At 65.1% G+C, this 21,040-nt stretch carries 25 protein-coding genes and 1 pseudogene; 16 read left to right on the top strand and 10 right to left on the bottom strand.

Features of this window, described 5'->3' with window-relative positions; translation table 11 throughout:
* The first annotated feature begins 62 nt into the window (after positions 1–62).
* Genes MYCSM_RS07865 through MYCSM_RS07855 form a run of 3 tightly spaced genes read left to right on the top strand, consistent with a single transcriptional unit; the run spans position 63 to position 1,880 of the window.
* Positions 63–269, top strand: a complete 207-nt coding sequence (locus tag MYCSM_RS07865) for a hypothetical protein (RefSeq protein ID WP_041311520.1) — start codon at positions 63–65, stop codon at positions 267–269.
* 11 nt (positions 270–280) lie between these two features.
* Positions 281–610: a WS/DGAT domain-containing protein gene (locus tag MYCSM_RS07860; protein WP_041311517.1), complete on the top strand. Its 330-nt coding sequence runs from the start codon at positions 281–283 to the stop codon at positions 608–610.
* 34 nt (positions 611–644) lie between these two features.
* Positions 645–1,880, top strand: coding sequence for a PucR family transcriptional regulator (locus MYCSM_RS07855; RefSeq protein WP_015305611.1), 1,236 nt, complete (start codon positions 645–647; stop codon positions 1,878–1,880).
* A 211-nt stretch (positions 1,881–2,091) separates the two neighbouring features.
* Here MYCSM_RS07855 and MYCSM_RS07850 read toward each other — a convergent pair whose 3' ends face one another.
* From MYCSM_RS07850 to MYCSM_RS07840, 3 genes are all read right to left on the bottom strand, one after another.
* Positions 2,092–3,225 carry a VIT1/CCC1 transporter family protein gene (locus MYCSM_RS07850; RefSeq protein WP_015305610.1) on the bottom strand — a complete coding sequence of 378 codons (1,134 nt, stop codon included), beginning with the start codon at positions 3,223–3,225 and terminating at the stop codon, positions 2,092–2,094.
* A gap of 423 nt (positions 3,226–3,648) precedes the next feature.
* Positions 3,649–3,873, bottom strand: a complete 225-nt coding sequence (locus MYCSM_RS07845) for a hypothetical protein (protein ID WP_015305608.1) — start codon at positions 3,871–3,873, stop codon at positions 3,649–3,651.
* A 128-nt stretch (positions 3,874–4,001) separates the two neighbouring features.
* Positions 4,002–4,619: a TetR/AcrR family transcriptional regulator gene (locus MYCSM_RS07840; RefSeq protein WP_015305607.1), complete on the bottom strand. Its 618-nt coding sequence runs from the start codon at positions 4,617–4,619 to the stop codon at positions 4,002–4,004.
* 224 nt (positions 4,620–4,843) lie between these two features.
* Between MYCSM_RS07840 and MYCSM_RS07835 the strand changes: the two genes are divergently transcribed.
* Positions 4,844–5,536, top strand: coding sequence for an MIP/aquaporin family protein (locus tag MYCSM_RS07835; protein ID WP_015305606.1), 693 nt, complete (start codon positions 4,844–4,846; stop codon positions 5,534–5,536).
* A 275-nt stretch (positions 5,537–5,811) separates the two neighbouring features.
* On the opposite strand, the gene MYCSM_RS37045 is transcribed toward MYCSM_RS07835, so the two are convergent.
* Positions 5,812–5,976, bottom strand: a complete 165-nt coding sequence (locus tag MYCSM_RS37045; RefSeq protein ID WP_157681290.1) for a hypothetical protein — start codon at positions 5,974–5,976, stop codon at positions 5,812–5,814.
* A 12-nt stretch (positions 5,977–5,988) separates the two neighbouring features.
* The gene (locus MYCSM_RS07830; protein ID WP_015305605.1) at positions 5,989–6,615 is read right to left on the bottom strand and encodes a TetR/AcrR family transcriptional regulator; all 627 of its coding nucleotides are present in this window, start codon (positions 6,613–6,615) and stop codon (positions 5,989–5,991) included.
* Between the two features lie 91 nt (positions 6,616–6,706).
* Here MYCSM_RS07830 and MYCSM_RS07825 point away from each other — a divergent pair, with 91 nt between their 5' ends.
* The 3 genes from MYCSM_RS07825 (at position 6,707) to MYCSM_RS07815 (ending at position 9,931) form a co-directional block, all read left to right on the top strand.
* Positions 6,707–7,987, top strand: a complete 1,281-nt coding sequence (locus MYCSM_RS07825) for an NADH:flavin oxidoreductase/NADH oxidase family protein (protein ID WP_015305604.1) — start codon at positions 6,707–6,709, stop codon at positions 7,985–7,987.
* 319 nt (positions 7,988–8,306) lie between these two features.
* Positions 8,307–8,975: a TetR/AcrR family transcriptional regulator gene (locus tag MYCSM_RS07820; protein ID WP_015305602.1), complete on the top strand. Its 669-nt coding sequence runs from the start codon at positions 8,307–8,309 to the stop codon at positions 8,973–8,975.
* A 17-nt stretch (positions 8,976–8,992) separates the two neighbouring features.
* A complete protein-coding gene (locus tag MYCSM_RS07815; RefSeq protein ID WP_015305601.1) occupies positions 8,993–9,931 on the top strand; it encodes a R2-like ligand-binding oxidase in 939 nt (312 codons plus the stop codon).
* Positions 9,932–9,939: 8 nt separating this feature from the next.
* On the opposite strand, the gene MYCSM_RS07810 is transcribed toward MYCSM_RS07815, so the two are convergent.
* Positions 9,940–11,283: an adenylate/guanylate cyclase domain-containing protein gene (locus MYCSM_RS07810; RefSeq protein WP_015305600.1), complete on the bottom strand. Its 1,344-nt coding sequence runs from the start codon at positions 11,281–11,283 to the stop codon at positions 9,940–9,942.
* A 139-nt stretch (positions 11,284–11,422) separates the two neighbouring features.
* Between MYCSM_RS07810 and MYCSM_RS07805 the strand changes: the two genes are divergently transcribed.
* Positions 11,423–11,860 (top strand): hypothetical protein, encoded by a 438-nt coding sequence (locus tag MYCSM_RS07805; protein ID WP_015305599.1) that lies wholly within the window; start codon positions 11,423–11,425, stop codon positions 11,858–11,860.
* Between the two features lie 143 nt (positions 11,861–12,003).
* Here the strand turns inward: MYCSM_RS07805 and MYCSM_RS07800 are convergent, their stop codons facing one another.
* Together MYCSM_RS07800 and MYCSM_RS07795 are read right to left on the bottom strand one after the other, a co-directional pair.
* Positions 12,004–12,411, bottom strand: a complete 408-nt coding sequence (locus MYCSM_RS07800; protein WP_041311512.1) for a VOC family protein — start codon at positions 12,409–12,411, stop codon at positions 12,004–12,006.
* A gap of 12 nt (positions 12,412–12,423) precedes the next feature.
* Positions 12,424–12,831: a Zn-ribbon domain-containing OB-fold protein gene (locus MYCSM_RS07795; RefSeq protein WP_442928524.1), complete on the bottom strand. Its 408-nt coding sequence runs from the start codon at positions 12,829–12,831 to the stop codon at positions 12,424–12,426.
* A 102-nt stretch (positions 12,832–12,933) separates the two neighbouring features.
* On the opposite strand from MYCSM_RS07795, the gene MYCSM_RS07790 reads away from it, so the two are divergent.
* The 4 genes from MYCSM_RS07790 to MYCSM_RS07775 are packed head-to-tail and all read left to right on the top strand — an operon-like array spanning position 12,934 to position 16,104.
* Positions 12,934–14,127, top strand: a complete 1,194-nt coding sequence (locus MYCSM_RS07790; protein WP_015305597.1) for a thiolase family protein — start codon at positions 12,934–12,936, stop codon at positions 14,125–14,127.
* The gene (locus MYCSM_RS07785; protein WP_015305596.1) at positions 14,121–14,876 is read left to right on the top strand and encodes a DUF1906 domain-containing protein; all 756 of its coding nucleotides are present in this window, start codon (positions 14,121–14,123) and stop codon (positions 14,874–14,876) included. The genes MYCSM_RS07790 and MYCSM_RS07785 overlap by 7 nt, the downstream gene beginning before the upstream one ends.
* Positions 14,873–15,748: an alpha/beta fold hydrolase gene (locus tag MYCSM_RS07780; RefSeq protein WP_015305595.1), complete on the top strand. Its 876-nt coding sequence runs from the start codon at positions 14,873–14,875 to the stop codon at positions 15,746–15,748. The genes MYCSM_RS07785 and MYCSM_RS07780 overlap by 4 nt, the downstream gene beginning before the upstream one ends.
* Positions 15,749–15,750: 2 nt before the next feature.
* The gene (locus MYCSM_RS07775) at positions 15,751–16,104 is read left to right on the top strand and encodes a VOC family protein (RefSeq protein ID WP_015305594.1); all 354 of its coding nucleotides are present in this window, start codon (positions 15,751–15,753) and stop codon (positions 16,102–16,104) included.
* Between the two features lies 1 nt (position 16,105).
* Here the strand turns inward: MYCSM_RS07775 and MYCSM_RS07770 are convergent, their stop codons facing one another.
* The gene (locus MYCSM_RS07770; protein ID WP_083906387.1) at positions 16,106–16,942 is read right to left on the bottom strand and encodes an extracellular catalytic domain type 1 short-chain-length polyhydroxyalkanoate depolymerase; all 837 of its coding nucleotides are present in this window, start codon (positions 16,940–16,942) and stop codon (positions 16,106–16,108) included.
* Positions 16,943–17,247: 305 nt separating this feature from the next.
* Between MYCSM_RS07770 and MYCSM_RS07765 the strand changes: the two genes are divergently transcribed.
* The 4 genes from MYCSM_RS07765 (at position 17,248) to MYCSM_RS07750 (ending at position 20,753) form a co-directional block, all read left to right on the top strand.
* Positions 17,248–17,979: a phosphatase PAP2 family protein gene (locus MYCSM_RS07765; RefSeq protein ID WP_041311504.1), complete on the top strand. Its 732-nt coding sequence runs from the start codon at positions 17,248–17,250 to the stop codon at positions 17,977–17,979.
* 63 nt (positions 17,980–18,042) lie between these two features.
* Positions 18,043–18,774 carry a phosphatase PAP2 family protein gene (locus MYCSM_RS07760; protein ID WP_015305591.1) on the top strand — a complete coding sequence of 244 codons (732 nt, stop codon included), beginning with the start codon at positions 18,043–18,045 and terminating at the stop codon, positions 18,772–18,774.
* Positions 18,771–19,787, top strand: coding sequence for a YihY/virulence factor BrkB family protein (locus MYCSM_RS07755; RefSeq protein ID WP_015305590.1), 1,017 nt, complete (start codon positions 18,771–18,773; stop codon positions 19,785–19,787). Before MYCSM_RS07760 ends, MYCSM_RS07755 begins: the two co-directional genes overlap by 4 nt.
* A 63-nt stretch (positions 19,788–19,850) precedes the next feature.
* Positions 19,851–20,753, top strand: a complete 903-nt coding sequence (locus tag MYCSM_RS07750) for a diacylglycerol/lipid kinase family protein (protein WP_015305589.1) — start codon at positions 19,851–19,853, stop codon at positions 20,751–20,753.
* Between the two features lie 126 nt (positions 20,754–20,879).
* On the opposite strand, the pseudogene MYCSM_RS39010 reads toward MYCSM_RS07750, so the two are convergent.
* Positions 20,880–21,005 (bottom strand): annotated as a pseudogene (locus MYCSM_RS39010) (DUF7800 domain-containing protein); the annotation flags it as partial.
* Positions 21,006–21,040 lie beyond the last annotated feature (35 nt).

The following is a 21,040-nucleotide window of genomic DNA, read 5'->3' as shown; positions in this document are numbered from 1 at the left end:
GCCATCCAGCCGCAAAGACCCGAACCGACGCCGTGGTGTCGGTTAAGTAGATCGGTGAACAAGTGCGACAACTGACGGCACTCGACGCCTTGTTCCTGGCTGGCGAAAACGACCGCACACAGGGCCATGTGAGTGCACTCGGGGTGTATGACCCCATCACCGCATCGGGCCGACCGCTCGATGCGGCGCTGATTCGTGGCCACCGCGCATTGCCGGCGTCACTGATGCGGGACGTCAACGAGTCATTCCGCCCGCCCTGTTCTCCCTAGCCGCTCGTGGGATGTCCCAGGCGACCGGAGTCCCAGGCATCCATCAGCCGGTCAACCTGATGATCTCCAACGTCCCCGGTCCCTCGGCGCCGGTGTACCTGGCCGGCGCACGGCAGCGGGCGCAGTTCCCGATCTCCGGGGTAAAGGACGGGATCGGCCTGAATATCACGGTATTCAGCTACGAGGATTCCCTCGAAATCGGCATCGTTGTCGACCGGGAGCAAGTCGACGACCCGTGGCTCCTCTTCGGCGCCCTGCAGGCCGGCCTGCGCGAGCTTCGCGCTCTCGGCGATGTCGGCGCTTGGTCGTACACCGCACGCTGCAGCGCTAGGGGCAGTTGACCCTGGCGATTGTGTGCGGTGGCACACTAAACCAATGACGGCGGTTGCGCCGACCGCGCGAACGTACGAACTACTCGTTGCTATCGCGGACCGACTAGCCCTCGAGGCCGACGAGACCGTTGCCGCGATGGACGCCGCGGTCATCGAGGTCGTCCCAGAGTTCGGCGCCGACGCCGCGATCGCGGCCGAACTGACCGCGACCAACCGCGGCAATTGGCAGCGATTCCTGGCTGTGGCGCGCCACGCGGAAACCCCGATATCGGATGCGATCCCACCCGAAGCGCTTGACGCCGCCCGTACCGTCGTGCGCCGCGGCATCGACCTGGCCAGAATCTATGAGGGTTATCGGCGTGGCCAGCAGGTTGGACTTGAGCGCTGGCTGGCCTGCGCATATGAAATCGTCGAGCCAGGGCCCGAGCTGATCGGTGTCACCGAGCTGTCGCTGTCGCTCGCGTTCCGCTTTATCGACCAGACACTCGGTCGCATGCTGGCAGAGGCGCAGCACGAACGCGAAGAAGTCATCGGCGGCGCGCTCGCGCGTCGCACAGAAACCATCCGATTGATCCTCGACGGCGCCCCCATCGACCCGACCGCCGCGAGCCGCCGCCTCGGCTACGAGCTGGACCGCCGACATACTGCGGTCGTGGTGTGGGCGGAGTCGTCCGTCGCACCCCACGGCGCGCTCGAGTCGACGGCAGTGCTGCTCGCCCAGGCCGCGGGATCCCAACGGCCGCTGACTCTTCCGGCCGGAACCACGACGCTGTGGGCGTGGATCGGCACCCCCGACGAACCGGCCATCGAGGACCTTCGCGCAGCCGTTGGGCAATCAGTCGACGAAGTTCGCGCCGTCGTCGGTCCGACCCGCCGAGGCATCGAAGGGTTCCGCGCCCCCCACGAGGCCGCGCTGACCGTGCACCGGCTTCTGCTGGGCAACCCGGCCAGCGGGCGTTTCAGCTCCTATCGGGAACTTGAGGTCACAGCACTCGCCGCACACGATTCGCGCGCGGCGAGCGAGTTCGTCGTCTCGACTCTCGGTCCGCTTACCGAAGACAGCTCCGCCGCGGCGCGACTGCGTGAAACGCTGCGGGTCTACCTCGAGGAGGCCGACAACGCGCCGCGCGCCGCGGCCCGGCTGTATACCCATCGCAACACCATCCTCAAGCGGATCGCACGCGCGACTGAACTGCTCGGTTTTCCTCCCGCCGAGCGACGGCTCGCTGTCGAGCTAGCCCTGGAGCTTCAACGGCACCTCCCGCCGCCGGCTAGCTGAATGCCCCTGATGTTTTCCTAGACTCGCCGCCCCCTGTGCGGCCGCGAGTCGCTCAGCTTGTATACCGCGGTCGACACATCGATGCAGCGGCACAGACGTTGTGTCTTCCAAGTCGTCGGGCTCGGGAATGAGGTGGGAGTGACGTCTATCCCGCGATGATTTTCCGGTCGCGGCGCTGTTGTATGACTGCAGCATGACAACCGCGTAGTGACTATCCGGCGCCGAGCCGTACCCCGGTGATCGCGCTGGCCATGTGTCCGATGAGGAAGACGAGCAGTGCAGCGATTCCGCCGACGAGCAGTTGGCGTGTCCCCGATCGCAGTCCGCCGCGACCGTTTAGCACGCCGATGGTGGCACCGACGCCGAAAAGGGCAAGGCCTGCCAGCGCAATCGCCGCGACGAGCGCAGCCACACCCGACCCGAACATGTACGGCAGCACCACCACGACCGCGCCAACGGCGAACGCGAAAAGGCTGGAAAGCGCTGCCGACCACGGTGAGCCGAGTTCATCGGGGTCAAGCCCGAGTTCCTCGCGCGCCATGGTGTCAAGGGCGGACTCGCGGTCTTTCATGATGGTGATCGCGACGCGCTCGGCTTCGTCTTGGTCCAGTCCTTTGGCCCGATAGATCAAGGCGAGCTCCTCGGTTTCTGCCTCTGGGTCATCGCGCAGTTCCTCCTCTTCGAGGGCGATCTCACGCTGGTAGGACTCTTGCTGGCTGCGCATCGAGATGTACTCGCCTGCGGCCATGGACAACGCTCCAGCGAGCAGTCCGGCCAAGCCGGCGAACAGAATGACGGCGGCGCTGGCACCTGAGCCCGCGAAGCCCATGACCAACGAGGTGTTGGACACCAGGCCGTCGTTAACGCCGAAAACCCCGGCCCGCAACGCACCTGAACGATCACCACGGTGCCAGCGTTCGAGGCGACGAATGCTGCCTGGGTCATCGCTGCCGCCGCCACTCCGCAGGTGGGTCAGCACACGAGCATGCGAACGCTCGTCGACGGCCATCGCCGAGGTGGCGTCGGGATCGTCGTGGTAGAGCCCGGCGTCAGCGTGCTCGGCGCGCTCTAGAAAGGGCAATACCGCGTCCAAGGAGAACCGCCGCGCCAGCCACGACACGGCGCGGGCGCGGATGCCCCGAGATCGCGGCCCGGGCACCGGCTCCCCCAGTTCGGCGAGTTTGTCGGCCCAGTGCGCGGCATGACGGCGCTCCACGGCGGCGAGTTCGTTGAGGACATCGCGCCGGTCTCCCGTTGCCGCTTCGGCCAATCCGGTATATAGGTCGGCGCTGCGCCGCTCGGCGGCTAGTAGCTCCCGAAACCGATTCGCTTCCCCGCTGCCCACGATCGCTCCTTCGCGCTGTTGATCCCGGCACACGCGCCAGCGGGAGGCGTTAAGCGAGAACGGCCACCCACGGCTACACGGGGATTAACGCCTCGATTTTCTGGAATGATTCCACTCAAGATGTCATCGCGGGAATGATGATCATCACGGCCGACAAGACGCAAGGGCGGGGCGCGGAACGGGATGCGCGAGTGCATTATTCAGTTCCCACTCCGGGCACCGCAGATAGAGTTCCCACTCCGGGCACCGCAGATAGGTGGAATCGCTCCGATGGTGGGTCGTACCGAGAGGCAACGACGTCGCCCTCCATGGCCACGATCGGGCAGAACGGCGCGTACGCGTAACTGATGTGTTTACCCGTACAAACTGCATTCAGGGCGGAAGGCAAAGCTTCCGCCCTGAGTGCACGCGCTGCGTCGATGGTTAGCGATGCCCCCCATGGTCCCCGTAGCCATATCCAAACCCATACCCAAACCACGGGTATTGCTCCTGGCCAGCCTGCAGTGCGGCCGCCCCTGGCGTAGCGGTGACCTGGGCGTTGCCCGGCGTCTGGACCACGGTCGAATCGGCCGCGGCAATCGGCGCCAACCCGATCGCTGCCGCCGTCGCGGCCATGGCGAGTGGTGCGATAAGCCGCATCTTTTTCATTTCCTACTCCTTAGCTCACGCAGCGATTGCCCGAGAGGGATCATCTCTGCAATTCGAAACTGAACGTTCAGTATCTAACTCTGACAACAGCAAGCTAGGCGCGCAGCGTCCCAAAGATCCGGGTGATCTCAGTCACCGGGGGCCAGTCCGCGCATCGCTGCGTCGACGATCGGGTCGACCCCCGCGTCGTCGAGCGGCGCGTGGCCGATGAGGAGCCGGTATATCAGCGGCCCGAACACCAGATCGAACGCGGCCTCCGGGTCGACGTCGGTGCGCAATTGACCACGCGCAACACCGCGGTTCCAGATCGCCCGTATCAGTTCGCGCCGAGGTGCCACCAGATGCTCCCGCAATTCCCTCTGCACCGAGGGATCAGATTGCCCCTCGCCGACAAGCTGCGCGAAAACCCGACCTGTGGGCCCCGAGTAGACCTGCACCATGCCGCGCACCACGCTGCGGAAGTCCTCGTGCGCCGACCCGGTATTGGGATCGGGCGATTGGGCCATCATCTCCGACAGAAACGCCTCAACCGCGACCGCGTACTTGTTGGGCCACCACTTGTAGATTGTCGCCTTGCTGACTCCGCTGCGGGCGGCGATCTCCTCGGTCGTCATCGCCTGCGCGCCGACCTCATGCAGTAACTCCGACGTCGCGCGCAATACCGCCGCGCGCGATTGTTCGCTACGCGGGCGGCCCCGGCGCGTCTGCGCCGATGCGTCCGGCGAATTACTGAACGCGGCGTTCATCTGTCTCACTATCGATTATTCGCCCGAGCCCGCAACCGCTTTCCGGCAAATTGGCCCGCAGCGCAGCCGTGCGGTCCCGGCAGCGTCACCGTGCCGCAAGCAGCCTAGCGCGGCATCGCCCGGCGAGACGGACATCACACGTCGTGGGCGGTATCAAATGCGGCGGTCGAAGGCTTGATCCATTCCAGAAAACTAAACGTTCAGTTTCGGATAAGGAGTTGACAATGGCCACCGCCACCGCGCAGACCACGCAAGCTTGCGAGCTCTCGAACACCGTGATTTTCGGTACCGGCCGCAAGCTGGTCGTCGAGCTGATCGGAACCTTCTTCCTGGTGTTCACGGTCGGTGCCAGTGTGCGCACCGGGACCGCACTTGCCCCGCTGGCCATCGGTGCCGTTCTCATGGTCATGGTCTACGCCGGCGGGCACATCTCGGGCGGGCACTACAACCCCGCAGTGACGATGGGCGCGCTCGTCCGCGGCCGGATCGGTGCCAGTGACGCGATCCGATACTGGGTCACTCAACTCGTCGCCGGCTTACTCGCTGCGGCCGTTGTCCGCACGACCGTCAGCACATCGCAGGCCCATCCGTTGGCACCGGCCGGTCACGCCCTGGCAAGTGCGCTCATCGTCGAGTTCCTCTACACCTTCGCCCTGGCCTATGTCGTGCTCAACGTCGCCACCAGCAAGGACCACCCGGACAACTCCTTCTACGGGCTCGCGATCGGCTTCACCGTCCTTGTCGGCGCCGTGAGCGTCGGTGCGATTTCCGGCGGTGCGTTCAACCCCGCGGTCGTCCTGGGCGGCGCAGCCATGGGGCTGTTCGCCTGGTCGACGCTCATCTATCTGGTCCCCCAACTGATCGCCGGCGTGGCGGCAGGCGTGGTTTTCCGCGCACTCAACCCCACCGACAAATAAGGAGCTGGCGCGATGAGCCAAGAGACGAACGCAGCGGGCCGGTCTGCAGCCGACTTTCCACGGCATCCAGCCGGCCGCGCTGTTCTCGAGGCGCCCTGCGCCCTGAGGTCTTTGGGCCGTCGCGCGGGGGTGCCCGTCGACGTGAACATCGCTGTCGAACAACGGTTGCCCGAATCAGTTGAGATAGCGGCCAACTACGGCGGCGCAGTACCGCTGACCAACACCGCTAAGCACGCACACGCATCGCTGGTCACTGTCACCGCGACAGCCGACAGCTATCTGGATATCTCGATGGCCGTCGAGGGGTCGGCGCCAATTCCGGTGGCGGATCCGGACTGGTCGGCCTCGACGACCGCGTCGAGACGCTGGGTGGCCACCTTCACCTCACCAACCACGACCTCACGCGCCGCCGGGTGTCGGTGGATGCCGCGTCGTCGCACCTTCTCGGTGCCTTACTCCGAGGCCGACGTCGCCAATCCAGCTGCTACCGACTGTGACGGGGCGACGGCCGAAACCGTCAACACCGCGCGCACGGCAGCGTTCACCCGGTCCGCAACAGTCTCCGGAGTTGCGGCGTCGAGTTTGCCGTCGAGGTGCAGGAACGCCAGGCCGTGCACGAGCGCCCAGATCGCGGTCGCGAGCGCCTCCGGCTCGGCTACGGGAAAGCAGCGCTTGCCGATCGCCTCAACGTAGGCGGAGATCGCACTCACCGCCGCGACCCTTTCGTCGCTGTCCGGGTCGCAAGGTTCACCGAACATCACCCGAAACAGCGCTGGGCGTCGAAGTGCAAACTGGACGTAGGCGACTGCAACATCGGCTAGATCATCCGGAGTCGCGGGCTCCGGATGCACCGCCGCAAGGTGTTCGGAGAGGTCGCGATAACCCAACGCTGCGACCGCGGATATGAGCGCCTCGCGGTTGGCGTAGTGCCGGTAAGGCGCTGCGGGTGATACCCCGGCCTGTCGCGCGACTGCGCGCAGCGAAAGCGCGGTCGCGCCGCTTTCTTCCAGCAGGTCCATCGCGGCCCGCAGGCAGGCGGCCCGCAGATCGCCGTGATGGTACTGACCCGATGTTGACATGGCTCACATTCACAATGTTGACAGTGCTTACACTACCGCTCTAATGTATGCGGCGTTCACATTCTAAGCGATTAGTAAGGGCGGTCCCCTGGTGTCGAGTGAGCTGTTCTCGCCGTTGTCGCTGCGCTGCGGGCTGGTGGTGGAAAACCGGATCGCCAAGGCGGCGATGGAAGAAAACATGGCAGGCCCGGGGCAGTTGCCCGACGAGCGGCTGTATTCGCTTTATCGGCGTTGGGGCGTGGGCGGTGCTGGGCTTGTGATCACCGGCAATGTGATGGTGCACGCCGAGGCGCTGACCGGTCCCGGTGGTGTGGTGCTTGACGCCGCTTCCCCGGTGCAGCCCTTTGCGCAGTGGGCGGAGGCCGGCAAGGCAGGTGGCGCGGCGATGTGGATGCAAATCAACCATCCGGGTCGGCAGGTGCGCGCCGAAATGCCCGGCGTCGTATGGGGACCCACGGCGATCGGTATGGAAATGGGTAAGCACACCAAGCGCTTCGGGCGCCCAGTCGCGATGACTCCGGAACAAATCGACGCCACTGTCGAGCGGTTCGTCGTGGCCGCCGAATCCGCCCAGCGGGCCGGATTCGATGGAGTCGAGGTGCATGCCGCGCACGGGTATCTGCTGTCACAGTTCTTGTCGCCGCTGGCCAACCGGCGACCCGATCAGTGGGGCGGCTCGCTGCAGAACCGGGCCCGGATGCTGCTCGATGTCGTACGGGGGATCCGCTCGCGGGTGGAGGCATCGTTTGCGGTTGCGGTGAAACTGAACTCCGCCGATTTTCAGCGCGGTGGGCTCGAAGCCGACGATGCCCAGCAGGTGATAGCCATGCTCGAGCCGCTCGGCGTCGACCTCGTGGAGCTGTCGGGCGGTAACTACGAGAGCCCGGCGATGTCGGGACGGCCCGCCGACACTCACACCCAGGCGCGCGAAGCTTACTTCCTGGAAATGGCAACGGAATTGGCCAAGACCAGTCCGCTGCCGTTGATGCTGACCGGCGGTATCTCGCGGCGCGAGACCGCCGAGAAGGTGTTGGCAAACGGCGTCGCGATGGTCGGCATGGCTACTGCGCTGGCCGTGACACCAGACCTTCCCAACCGCTGGCGCGATGGCGCCGAGGCAGCCGGACATCTGCGTCCGGTGTCGTGGTCGGACAAGACGATGGCCGCCGCGGCGAGCATGGCCCTGGTGCGCCATCAGATGCGACGAATCGCCCGTGGCCGCATGCCGGCGCGGCGCACCCATCCGCTGCACGCCCTGATCGCTGATCAATGGGCTCAGCGCCAGGCGTTGCGTCGCTACCGGTCCTGGCTGCAGGCCTCCGCCAACGCCCCACGTCCGCTGATTCGCCAACATCCCTCGGAGATTTCATGACTACCGCGCGAAAGACCGCGTACGACTTACGTGGCGGATCCCCCACGACTTCGCCCCTGCTAATGGAAATTCGCCACGCGAAGTGGAATCCCACAAAGCCATTCCACACGAAAGAGTCCACGTAACGACCCCGCGGCCCGAAAAGCAGACTGCGCCAAGCTGATCGGTGCAAGGTCACCTAACACGGCGATGGGCTTGATAATCAAAAGGCGCTACTCGCTAATCTTCGCTGCATCTCGACACCATCACCGCCGACGCTTGACTGTGACGGCGCTCACAGTAATATGACCACTGGTCATATTGACGCGAGGAGGTGCCGATGCCGACAGTCACGTGGGCTCGTCTCGATCCGCTTCGTCGTGCCGCCGTGGTCGAGGCCGCCGAAGCGGAGTTCGGCGCACACGGCTTCTCAGCGGGCAGCCTGAACGTCATCGCCCGCCGCGCGGGGGTGGCCAAGGGCAGCCTGTTCCAGTACTTCGCGGACAAGCGCGACCTCTACGCGTTCATCGCTGATGTGGGCAGTCAGCGCGTCCGCGCCTACATGGAAGCCCGCATTGTCGAACTTGATCCGAGCAGACCATTTTTCGACTTCCTGACCGACCTGCTGGACTCCTGGGTCGCCTACTTCGCCGACCATCCGCACGAACGCTCCCTACACGCCGCCGCGAGCCTGGAGGTCGACACCGACGCGCGCATCAGCGTGCGCAGCGTCATTCACCGCCACTATTTGGAAGTCCTGCGGCCGCTCGTGCGGGATGCGCATATACGCGGCGACCTACGCGAAGACGCCGACACCGACGCACTTTTATCGCTTCTGCTGCTTCTCTTTCCGCACCTGGCGTTGGCGCCCTATGTGCGCGGCATGGATCCGATCCTCGGTCTTGACGAACCCACCCCAGAACAGCCCGCGTTGGCGGTCCGCAGGCTCGTCGCAGTACTGAAAGACGCATTCGCCAAGGCTCCGCGGAACGCTCCAGTCACCGCATGATCTAGGAGGTCAATCACATGTCACGGACACGCTCACACTCGCTCGACGCCGGCGGCCTGAACTGGAACAGCTTGCCGCTCAAGCTGTTTGCAGGTGGCAACGCCAAGTTCTGGAATCCCGCCGACATCGACTTCTCCCGCGACAGGGCCGACTGGGAGTCGATGACCGACCTCGAACGCGACTGGGCCGCCCGGCTGTGCGCCGAGTTCATCGCAGGCGAGGAAGCCGTCACCCAGGACATCCAGCCCTTCATGGCCGCAATGCGCGCAGAAGGTCGACTCGGCGACGAGATGTACCTGACGCAGTTCGCTTTCGAGGAAGCCAAACACACCCAGGTGTTCCGGATGTGGCTCGACGCCGTCGGCATGACCGACGACCTGCAGCACTACCTCGACGACCTTCCCGCGTACCGGAAGATCTTCTACGAGGAACTTCCGGAGTCACTGGATGCGCTGGCGACGGATCCGTCGCCAGCCGCCCAGATTCGGGCGTCGGCCACCTACAACCACGTCATCGAAGGCATGATGGCGCTGACGGGATACTACGCGTGGCACCGGATTTGCGTTGACCGCGGCATTCTTCCCGGCATGCAGGAACTGGTGAAACGCATCGGCGACGACGAGCGCCGCCACATGGCGTGGGGCACGTTCACCTGTCGGCGCCACGTCGCCGCCGACGAGCGCAACTGGGCCGTCTTCGAAAAGCGGATGAATGAGCTGATTCCGCTGGCGTTGCAGAACACCGAAGACGCGTATGCCCTGTACGACGAGGTCCCGTTCGGTCTGGAAAAAGACGACATGCAGCAGTACGCCACCGACAAGGGGATGCGTCGGTTCGGCACCATCAGCAGCGCACTGGGCCGTCCGCTCGAGGAGATCGATCTGGACTACACACCGCTGCAACTCGAGGACACGTTCGCCAGGGAAGATGAAAAGGTCTTTGCCGCACTGGCGTAACGCCAGAGTCAGAACACCGCCCCGATGGGCTTACGGACGCGAAAGACTTCGGTCTCTTCGGCCAACCCTTTGAGTTTCTGGGCGCCAAGGCTTTCGAACTGTAGCCCGGACCCAGCGGATAGATCACGGATGGTACGGCTGGCTAGAACCTCATCGGCTTGTGCCATGCCGCCGATTCGCGCCCCCACGTGAACCGCCATACCGCTCCACTCGTCGCCGCGCCGCTCACATTCGCCGATGTGTACGCCGACTCGAACGTGGATGCCGAGGCTGGCGAGCGTCGGCACGAGTTCGAGGCCGCAGCGTGCCGCCTTCGTCGGTCCATCAAAGAGCGCAAAGACGCCGTCGCCGGTGTGCTTGGCCCGCTGCCCGCCGTACTTCATCAGCATTCCGTCGACAAGCCGATCATGGGCATCGAGTTCGTGGCGCCAGTGCGCGTCCCCGTGAGCGCTGAGCAATTCGGTGGAGCTGACGATGTCGGTGAACATCGCCGTGGAGAGCACCCGTTCCCCGGGCTCCTCCGGGATTGTGCCGCAGGCGAAGTCAAGGATTGCCGACGCCATCGCATCGTCGAACAGGCCATGGGGCCCCGGCGGCAACTCCCTGAATTCGGCGTCAGGGATGGCCTCGGCCAGCGCACTGGCAGCGTCAGGCGGGGCGACGATGTCGCCTCGCCGGCCGAGCACAAGTGTCGGGGTGCGGATCGCCCCCAGCACCGGCCGCACATCGATTTCGGAGACCGCATCCCACAGCATCCGCGCCATCATCGGGCTGGCCGAAGCACGCTGGATGCGGCCATACATCTCCCGGAAACCAGGCACATCAGCGATCGAGCCGAAGAAAGCCGTCGCTAACGCCCCATCGCCCCAGTCAGATTCGATCTCCCGGCGAAAATCTGCCACTACCTCAGGAGCCAAACCCCACGGGTACGACGGTGGCTCGGGGGTAAAGCGAGGCAACGTGCCGTACAGAATCAGCGACCGAACGCGTTCCGGATACGTTGCCGCGAACAGGATGCTCATCGGCCCGCCCTCGGACACACCCCACAGCACCGGGCAATCCGAGCCGGTTGCGTCCATGACGGCGTGCAGGTCGTCCATGCGCTCGTCGAGCGGTGGAACGCGCGTGACAGGGTCCGACTGGCCGGTGCCGCGCTTGTCCCAGCAGACGAGCCGGGTCCGATGGGCCAGCTGCTCGAAGAACGGGGTGAACGGTAGGTCGGGGTCGCCGAGCATGTCGACGTTGCTGACCCAACCAGGTACCCAGACCAAGGTGGTAGCGCCATCACCCAGCACACGATAGGCAAGCCGCACATCCCCATTGCGCGCGTAATGGACTCCCCCGTCGATCACCTAACCATCGTGCACCCGACGATTGGTTCCGCACGGCCGTTTTCTGCCTTTGTCCACCAATCGGGGGACGGCCCAATCCTCCGGTGAACAGGCAGATCGCCGGACAGCCATGGCACCGCGGCGACGAAATACTCGTTGCATGACAATCACGCTGGACACGGCAATCACAGTGAGTTCGCCGTCGCTTTCGTCACGCATCACGGCCCGAGTGGGTGCGCGTCATCTGGACCGGCTTCTCGTGACCGGTGCCAGACCCGAGCCCGGCAGCGCCCTCGACGTGCACATCATGCGGTTGTGTTCGTTCGCATACCGCGAGCAGCTCGCGGCCGAGTTGCGTCGCCGCGGCACGGCAATGCTGTGCGATCGAGTCGTGCTGACCCCGTCGCGCCTGAACGCTGCCGCAGTGTCGGATGCGGCCGACATGATCGAGCGCGTGGAGCAGCGACTGCTCAACCGTCACGTCAGCCCGCGCGGTGTCGCACGGCTTCGCCGCCTGCTGGCGGACTGGAACGGTCCGGTGCGGCGCGGCTGCGGCGATCTGTGCGGCGAACTGCGGGCAGTGCTTGCCGCGCTGTGAGTGCCATTGAAGGGTCCGACAAGCGATAACTGAATTGCCCGGCTCTGGGCGACTTTGTCGCTGCCGACGACTTTGTCGCCGAGAGCTGGGCATCAGCAAGCGCGGCGCGGTCGATCGGCATGCGTGCAGCCTAGGGCTTCGGATCAGCAGACGGTGAACAGTTCGAGCTGAATGTTGTCTGGATCGCGAAACACCAATGTCGCGAACGGGAATGGTTGGTCTCCAACCCTGACACCGGAGTTCTCAATCCCAAGCTCGTCGAGCCAGGACGCCCACGCTTGAAGGTCGTCACGGGAGGCCACGTTGAACCCGACATGGTCCAAACCCGTACGGGCCTCGTCGAATTGCTCGCCGTCGTTGCCGGTGTTGGTGTGCAGGCCGATCGCCAGTCCCGATCGCGAATCGACGAGCAGCACGCCGTAGCCGGTGTCCTCGCGTTCGTAGTGCGGGAACGTCATCGGCACCCGGTCGGCGCGAAACACCCGCTGGTACCAGCCCACGCTGGCTTCGAGGTCACGCACGGTGACCGAGAAGTGGTGAATTCCGGTGATCCTGGGCGTCTGTCATGTCTGGTCCCTCCTCGGTGCGAACACCGGAACAAACACTGCGTCACCGTCGACGTCGTGGGGTTCGAAACCCACCTCGACGCGAAGACCGACGTGGACCGAGTCCGGTTCACAATCAACGATATTCGACGCGATGCGCAGATCGGGCTGCTCGTCCAGTTCGACGATCGCGATTACGTATGGCACCGGTACGTCAGGGTTGAACGGTTGATAGTTGACCGTGTAGGTGAACACCGTGCCACGACCGGACACCGGCCGTGCCACCAGTACTCCCCCGCAGTCGGGGCAATCCGCGGCAGGTGGACTGACCCATAACTCGCATTGCGTGCACCGCGCAATCATCAGGTGCCCGTCGGCGCCCCCGGTCCAGAAGGCCCGGTTGTGCTCGTGGAGTTTGGGCAGCATCCGCCCCGGAATTGCGGGTGGGGCCGCATCTGCCATGACAGGAAAGTACAGTCCAATCGACTGTCATTACAAAAATAGAGGTTTGAACGGGGTCCCCCAGCGGTGAGCTACTTCGAGAAGGACGCGATCATCAGCGGCCTCGGCATCTCCCGAATAGGCCGCCGAACAGGCATCCCGGGGTTGGAGTTGACGCTGGAGGCCGCCCACGCCGCCATCGAAGACGCCGGTCTCAGCGCGAACGACATCGACGGAATCGGCACCCTGGGCGACACCCCGCCCGCCGAGGTGATGAAGGCTCTGGGCATCGATGCGACGGACCAGACGCTCGGCTTCGGCACCGGCGGTGTGCTCATCCCTGTCATGTCTGCGTTTCGCGCCGTATCGGAGCGACGGGCCCGACACGTTCTCGTCTATCGGACCGTCGCGATGCTGGGCGGCGCGATGAATCAAACCGCAGCATCACCGATGCTCAACCCGCTGGCCAATCCGCCGGCCGAACCCCGATTGCCCGGAGCACGGCGCAAGCTCAAGCCATTCGAGGACATCGATGCGTTGGTGGCCGCCCACGCCTACTCGGCGGCGAACTGGGTTGCACTGCACTGCCGGCGCCACATGGAGCTGTATGGCACCACTAAGGAACAGTTGGGCTGGCTGGCGATCAACAGCAGGCGCAACGCCGGACTCAATCCGCGTGCGGCGTACCAGGATCCGATGACCATGGACGACTATCTTGCCGCGCGTCCGGTGTCGACGCCCCTCGGCCTGTTCGACTGCGACGTGCCGATCGACGGATCGATAGCGCTCGTCGTGTCACAAGCCGAATACGCAGCGGACTGCCCGACCCGTGCGGTGTCGGTGGAGGCTATCGGCGGAGCGTACGGCTCTGGCGGATGGTTCCATCGCGATGACTTCCCGAAGATGGCGTCATCCGAAGCGGCGGCGGAGATGTGGTCGCGCACCGAGCTGCAGCCGTCGGACGTGAATGTCGCCGAAATCTACGACGGCTTCACGTTTCTGACGTTCGCGTGGCTTGAGGCGCTAGGCTTCTGCGCCGACGGCGAAGCAGGACCATTCGTGGAAGGCGCGAAACGAATCGCACTCGACGGCGAATTCCCACTGAATACCTACGGGGGGCAACTGTCGGCGGGACGCATGCACGGTTACTGGCTGCTGCACGAGGCGTGCCTGCAGCTGCGTGGGCAGGCCGGCGACCGGCAAGTTGCTCAGCGGCCAGAAGTGGCGGTGGCCGCCGCCGGCGGCGGGCCGATCGCGGGGTGCATGGTGCTCACATGTTGACACGACGCGACGCCCTCAAATACGGCCTCGCGGCGCCGGTTGCACTGGGCCTGGCGACATTCGGCGCATCGAGGGCGTCCGCCGACAATCTTCGGCTGGTCGATTTCACCCACCGACTGGTCGCGCCGGAATTGATCAAATCCGCGGGTTTCGACGGCGCGCTGGTCTATGTGTCCGAGTTGCGGCCAGGGGCCGACTTTGATTTCAAACCCGTCACCCGCGAGTATGCCGATGCCCTAAGGGCCGCCGGTCTGCACATCGTCAGCTGCTATCAATACGGCAAGCCCGGCTGGCCCACCCCGTCGGATTACACCCGCGGATACGACGGCGGTGTGGCCGACGCTCAGACCGCCTTGCGGTGGCACGGCGCAGCAGGCGGCCCGGATTCCGCGCCGATCTTCTTCAGCGTCGACGAGGACATCGACCTCGACACCTGGAAAACCGTTGCAGTTCAGTGGTTTCGCGGCCTCAACTCGGTCCTGGGTGTGAACCGCACCGGCATCTACGGCCATGCTCGAGCCTGCGGGTGGGCGATCGCCGACGGCGTGGTCGGGCGCTCCACCTCTGCTGGGCACTCGTGGGCGTGGCAGACGAAGGCATGGTCGCACGGTGAGCGCGAGCCCGCTTCCGTGCTCTTCCAGTCCGTTGTCGTCACGTCATCGGACCCCGGTGCTGTGGTTGGTGGAATCAGCCTGGATGTCGACGACGTCCTCGCACCCGACTTCGGACAGTGGGATCTCCAGCGATGAGGACCCCAGAGTCGTTCAGCGTCAACGGTGTTGACGGCGTTCGCATCGTCGCCGACCGCCTCGGCGATCCGCTGGCACCGGCCGTGGTGTTCCTGCACGGCGGAGGTCAGACCCGCCGTTCGTGGGGTCGGGCCGCTGCGGCGGTGGCCGAGCGCGGCTGGCAGGCCGTCACGGTCGACCTGCGCGGCCACGGCGAGTCCGACTGGTCGGAGGATGGCGACTATCGCGTCATCACCTTCGCAGGCGACGTCCTCGAGGTGCTTCGCCAGCTTCCCCCTGAACCGGTTTTGGTCGGCGCCTCGTTGGGCGGATTCACGGCAATGCTTCTGGCAGGCGAACTTTCGCCGGCCACCGTGCGCGCGGTCGTCCTTGTCGACATTGTGCCGAACATGGATCCCTCCGGCGCCACCCGCATACACGGCTTCATGAACGACCGCATGGAATCAGGATTTGCCTCGCTCGACGAAGTCGCCGATGCCATTCAGGAATACAACCCGCACCGACCGCGACCCAGCGATCTCGACGGCCTTCGCGCCAACCTCCGTGAACGCGACGGCCGCTGGTACTGGCACTGGGACCCGAAGTTCATCGACGGCACCTCCGCGCTGCCGCCCATCGAGGTGACCGAGGTCGATCGCCTGTATGCAGCCATCGAGGAGATTCTCCGCACCAACGTGCCCATGCTTTTGGTGCGCGGCCAGATCAGCGATCTGGTCACCCAGGAACGCGCCGACGAATTCATCGCGCGTTTCCCCCAGATCGACTTCGTCGATGTCGGCGGTGCGGGGCATATGGTGGCCGGTGATCGCAACGACCTCTTCGCCGGGGCGGTCGTCGAATTCCTCACGCGGCACGCACAAGTGAAGGACTGAGTATGCAAGCCAAGCGAATCATCGCGAATCTTCGAGTGGCTGACATCGAGACGGCAAAAAGTTTCTACACGGACTTTCTCGGGCTGAAAACCGAAGAGTTCAACATGGGCTGGGTGGCCCGCTACACCTCGCCCGACGGCAGAGCCAACGTCCGGTTGGTCACCCGCGACGAGACTTCTCCCGAAGACTCGGTGATCTCCGTGCACACCGACGACGTCGACAGTGCCTACGACGAAGCGCAGCGCCTCGGCTACGAAATCGTGCACCCCTTGAGCAAGGAGCAATGGGGCGTGCGGCGGTTCCTTGTGCGCGCACCGGACGGCAACGTCGTCAACGTCGTGGACCATCGCGACTGATTCAGCGCCCGTGGGTGGCGAAGAACTGCCCACTTTGTTGCGAAGCGTCTGCCGGCCACGTGTGGCCGCCGCCGTCGATTTGGACGAAGACGACCTCGCTGCCGGCCGCGCACCCCGAGGCAGTGAATCGATGCTCGGCACCGGCCGGACCGTTGTCGACCGGGGCAGGACAGCGATCCACGTCTCGCCACCGCTGCGCCATCGCCGGTGCCGCGACGACGTCGCTGTAGCCGCCCCTGCCCAGCATCGTGCCGCCGGTAAACGGCACCACCGCATCGGCTGTCCCGTGCATCTGCAGAACGGAGACCGGTCGGGACGGCGCGCATGGGAACGCGGCGCCCAACGTCCCTGCGACGGGTGCGATGGCTGCAACCAGATCCGCACGTTCGCAGGCCAGCCGCGTGGCCATGAATGCACCGGCCGACATGCCCGTCGCGAAGACGCGCCCACGGGCGATGCCGTAGTCGCGCGAGAGTTGATCGATGAGAGCGCTCAGGAAGCCCACGTCGTCGACACCCTGGCGGTCAGGTACCGACGCGCCGCGGCCGTCGGCCCAGCTGAAGTCGATGCCGTCGGGATACGCGACGACGAACCCGTTCTGATCGGCGACGGCGTTGTAGTTCGTCACTGCCGCCTGCTCCGCGCCGGTCTGCCCGGCGCCGTGCAGGTTGATCACCAAACCCGCAGGATGATCAAGGCCGGCAGGCACATGCAGTTGGTAAGTACGGGGCAGTCCGCCGAACACCAGCTCACCGGGGAGGTCGCCGCCGGGAAGGGCCGACGCGGAAGCAGGACCGTAGGCGACGAAACCGAAGAGCACGGCGGCGATGGCCGTCATGCGGGCGATGGCATTCACACTGAGCATCCGCGACCGAGACTATGGGATCTGACGACGGCCAGCATGCGAATCAGTATTCGCATGCAACCTCGACGGCAGGTGAACAGCACATGCCAGATCAGGCGAATCAGTAGGCGCTGTCCCCTACCCTTTCCCGACTTGCGGAGCAGGCCGACAAACTCGTGGAGCGGAATGGGTCAATGTGCCTTGATCTTCCCGCGACTACGTGCCACCGGTCCGTCGGTTTACGGAGCATGCATTCGGGGGACGCGATACGCGTGACGAAGAGGCCTAGGCGCCAGGCCGTGGAAGGACATTCATCGGCCGCCGACAAGCGCTTCGAACTGCGACTCGGCGCGAGTATCGTCGCCGCACCCGCGGCTGGGGTCGCGTTCGCGCTTCTTCTGCTGCTCGTTCGCGGCGGCTGGCCGCCACTGCGCAGTTTCGACATCGGGACAGCAGAAGCGCTGCACCGGCTAGGTACCGAACATCCGGAACTGGTGAAGTCAGCCGAGATCGTCAGCGACGTCTTCGACCCGAACGTGTTCCGCGTCGCGCTGACGTTGATCGCACTGCTGTACCTCATCCATGGCGAACGACACCATGCGATTTGGCTTCTCGTCACGGTATTCGGCGGCGCGGCAATCGGTTTCGCGCTGAAGGTGATCGTCGGCCGGGCCCGCCCGGTGCTGCCGGATCCGCTTGCGACCGCGCCCGGGATGTCGTTCCCATCGGGCCATGCGCTTGGCGCGTCAATCGGCTGCTGTCTGCTCCTGCTCATCACTCTGCGCTTTCTGCCGCGGGGCGGCCGTATCGCCGCTGTCATCGGGGCAACATTGACCGTCGGCGCTGTCGCGCTCGCGCGGGTCGTGCTGGGCGTGCATTTCGTCAGCGATGTGCTGGCCGGCATCACGCTCGGCATTGGGTGGGTGGCCGTGACGACATGGGCCTACGTCGCGTGGCGTCGCGAGACCGGACAGCCGATCGAGGGGCCAGCCGACGTGGGCAATCCCGAGCAGCCGATAGCACAGCCCTGAACTGCCGGTTTTCGATTCTGATCAGCACCGAGTTAATTAACGGCAACGTGGGTATCCCACAGCATGACCGCGCAGCGTTTCCGTGGTGTCGCCCGCGACGTTGGTTGGCTACTGGTTGCGGCCGTCTGCCTTATCGCGATGATGGTCGCGCTGGGCTATCTCCTCACCGATGTTCTCCCCGCGACCGCACTTGGGAAGTGGGACGCCGAGGTGCCAAGGCAGCTCGTGGCGCACCGCCGGCAAGAGGGCGTCTCGGAGAGCAAGCTCATCACGACGCTGTCCGAGACCCTGACGATCGTGATCCTGACGGCGTTGGCAGCTGCCATGTTCCGCTGGAAGTTCGGCCGCTGGCGCGAGTCGCTCGTCGTCATCTACGCGGTGGTCGGCGAGACGGTCATCTTCGTCGCGACAACGCTTTTCATCGACCGACCGCGGCCGAGCGTGCCGCACCTCGACGATGCGCCGCCGACGTCATCATTCCCGTCCGGCCACACCGCAGCCGCGGTTTGCTTTTACGGCTCCATCGCCGCAATTATCTTCTGGCACAGTCGGTATCGGTGGATCAAGGTGGGAGTAGTCGTCATCTGTGCTGCCGTGCCCCTTTTGATCGCGGCCAGCCGGGTGTATCGCGGGATGCATTACCCGACCGATGTGTTCGCGGGAATGCTGCTCGGCGCGATCTGGCTGGGCGTCGTCCTTGTCTATGTGCGTACTCATGATGCCGGCGGCAGGCAGGACGCGGCCGTCGACGCCGACCGGCCTTCGCGCCCTAATCGATTGAGGAGTCTGCGATGAGCACTGCTACCCGCGTGCCGGAGACGGTCACCATCTCTGGCGACGAACTTTCAGCGGACGACGCCGTCACGACGCTGCGTCGCTACGGGCGCTGGAAGCTGGTGAAGAACTCGTTCGTTCGCTTCAGGTACGCCGACGGATTCACCAATGCGCGCGCCTTAGCGCTGCAGTTCTGTCTGGCGTTCATTCCGCTCATCATCGCAGTGGTCGGACTGTCGAGCGCCCTGCATCACGAGAAGTTCGCCCGGGTCGTCACTGAGACCTTGGGCCGGGTGCTCCCCGGCAGGGACAAAGGCGACATGATGCAGGAGGCGGCGCAGCAGAGCAGCGATCGAGGAGCCACCGGCGGCCAGCTCGCGCTGTGGCTCGGCCTGCTTGCTGCGGTCATCGCGCTGACCACCGCGATGGGCCAGATCGAGCGTGGGGCCAACCGCATCTACGGCATCGAGCGAGACAATCCCGCCCTGCGCAAATACGGTCGGGCGTTGCTGATGGCGGTGACAGCCGGGCTGCTGTCGCTACTCGGATTCCTCGTCATCATCGCCGGCGACGCTCTCGGCGAATCGCTCGCAACCGTGTACGGCTGGAACGACCTGTCGGAGACGCTGTGGCGCCTTGGCCGCTGGCCGTTGGGCGTCATCCTCGCCTGGGTGTCCTTCACCGTCGTCTTGGAGCGCTCACCGCGACGCCGGCAGCCGGGGTACTCGTGGCTGGCGTTCGGATCCGCTGTGTCGCTTGCGCTTTGGCTACTCGTCACCGGCTTGCTGGCGCTCTATGTAGCGTGGGGCGCGTCGTTCGGCACCACCTATGGCCCATTGACCGGAGTCTTCGCCCTGTTGCTGTGGGCCAATCTGTCGTCGGTGGCGCTCTTCCTCGGTATCGCATTCGCCGCCCAGCTCGAGGCTGTCCGCGCAGGTGTGCCGACGCCGATTTTGGCTGACCCCGAGAAGGGACATGTACGCGAAGGGGGTGAGATCGGTGCGCCGAGGAAATTCGAACCAAGCCTCACCTGAGCTCTCCAGCACCGAACTCGCAGTGGCCTGAACACACCAACAGTCGACCGGGTAGGAGGCTTCATGGAAGCCGCTCGCTCAGCACCGCCAAAACGGGTCGCGGTCATCGCCCATCGGAAGAAGTCCCTCGGTGGCGGTCTGGACGAACTCCGAAAGCTGGTCGCAGAGGAGGGATTCGACGACCCCGTCTGGCACGAGGTGTCCAAGAGCCGCAAAGCCCGCAAGCGGGCACGGCGCACGCTCGAGGATGGTGTCGATCTGGTCCTCGTGTGGGGCGGCGACGGCACGCTTCAGCGGTGCGTCGACGCGCTGGCCGGCTCGGACGCCGCTGTCGCGATCATCCCGGCAGGCACCGCGAATCAACTTGCCAACAACCTCGGTGTCCCGACCGATCTGCAGGAGGCCGTACGCATAGCGTTCCACGGCGCACGCAGGCGCCTCGACCTCGGCACGTTGAATGGCGAACACTTCGCCGTTATGGCCGGGGCCGGGTTTGACGCGCAGATGATCAGTGATGCGGATGGACGATTAAAGGACCGCGCCGGACGGCTGGCCTACGTGTTGACCGGACTGCGCCACGTGCGAGACAACCCGGTGCGGACGAAGATCCGAGTCGACGGGCGGAAATGGTTTGAGGGGCCGGCAACCTGCGTCCTGTTCGGCAACGTCGGCACCATCACCGGCGGCATCCGCGCTTTCGACGACGCCGAGCCAGACGACGGCTACCTTGACGTCGGGGTCGTCACCGCCCAGGGTGCACTGCAGTGGGCACGCACCCTCGGCCGCGCCGCGACGGGTCGGTCGGACGTCTCGTCGTACGTCGAGATGACGCGGGGTCGGATGATCGATGTCAAGTTCGCCGAGCCGATCACGTACGAACTCGACGGCGGGGAGCGCGGTTCCAGCAAGAAGTTGAAGGCTGCGATATTGCCTGCGGCGCTTACTTTTTGCGTGCCTGTCCAGTGAGCGAGCACGGACGCAGGGCGCAACCAGCTCATGGTGAACACCGGCTTGAGGAGTAGCGGCACGTAGTTGTTGATCAGCGAGCACACGAGTTGATGGACCGCGGTGCCCCACTCCGCCGAGCCACTGCCGCACAGTGAACGTCCCCGCTGCGTAACCGAGGACCTCCGCTGTTCCCGGGTGCTCGGTTTGGACCCACACCAGCGCCGTCGTGTCTGAAACGTGCCGCAGGACGGGGCCGAGCAACAGCGTCACCACGCCACCTTACGAGCGGGCATTGGAGGCTTTAC

This window comes from Mycobacterium sp. JS623 (assembly GCF_000328565.1).
Taxonomy (GTDB): Bacteria; Actinomycetota; Actinomycetes; order Mycobacteriales; family Mycobacteriaceae; genus Mycobacterium.
The sequence above is the reverse complement of the archived record's forward strand: the minus strand, read 5'-3'. Positions and strand labels throughout refer to the sequence as shown.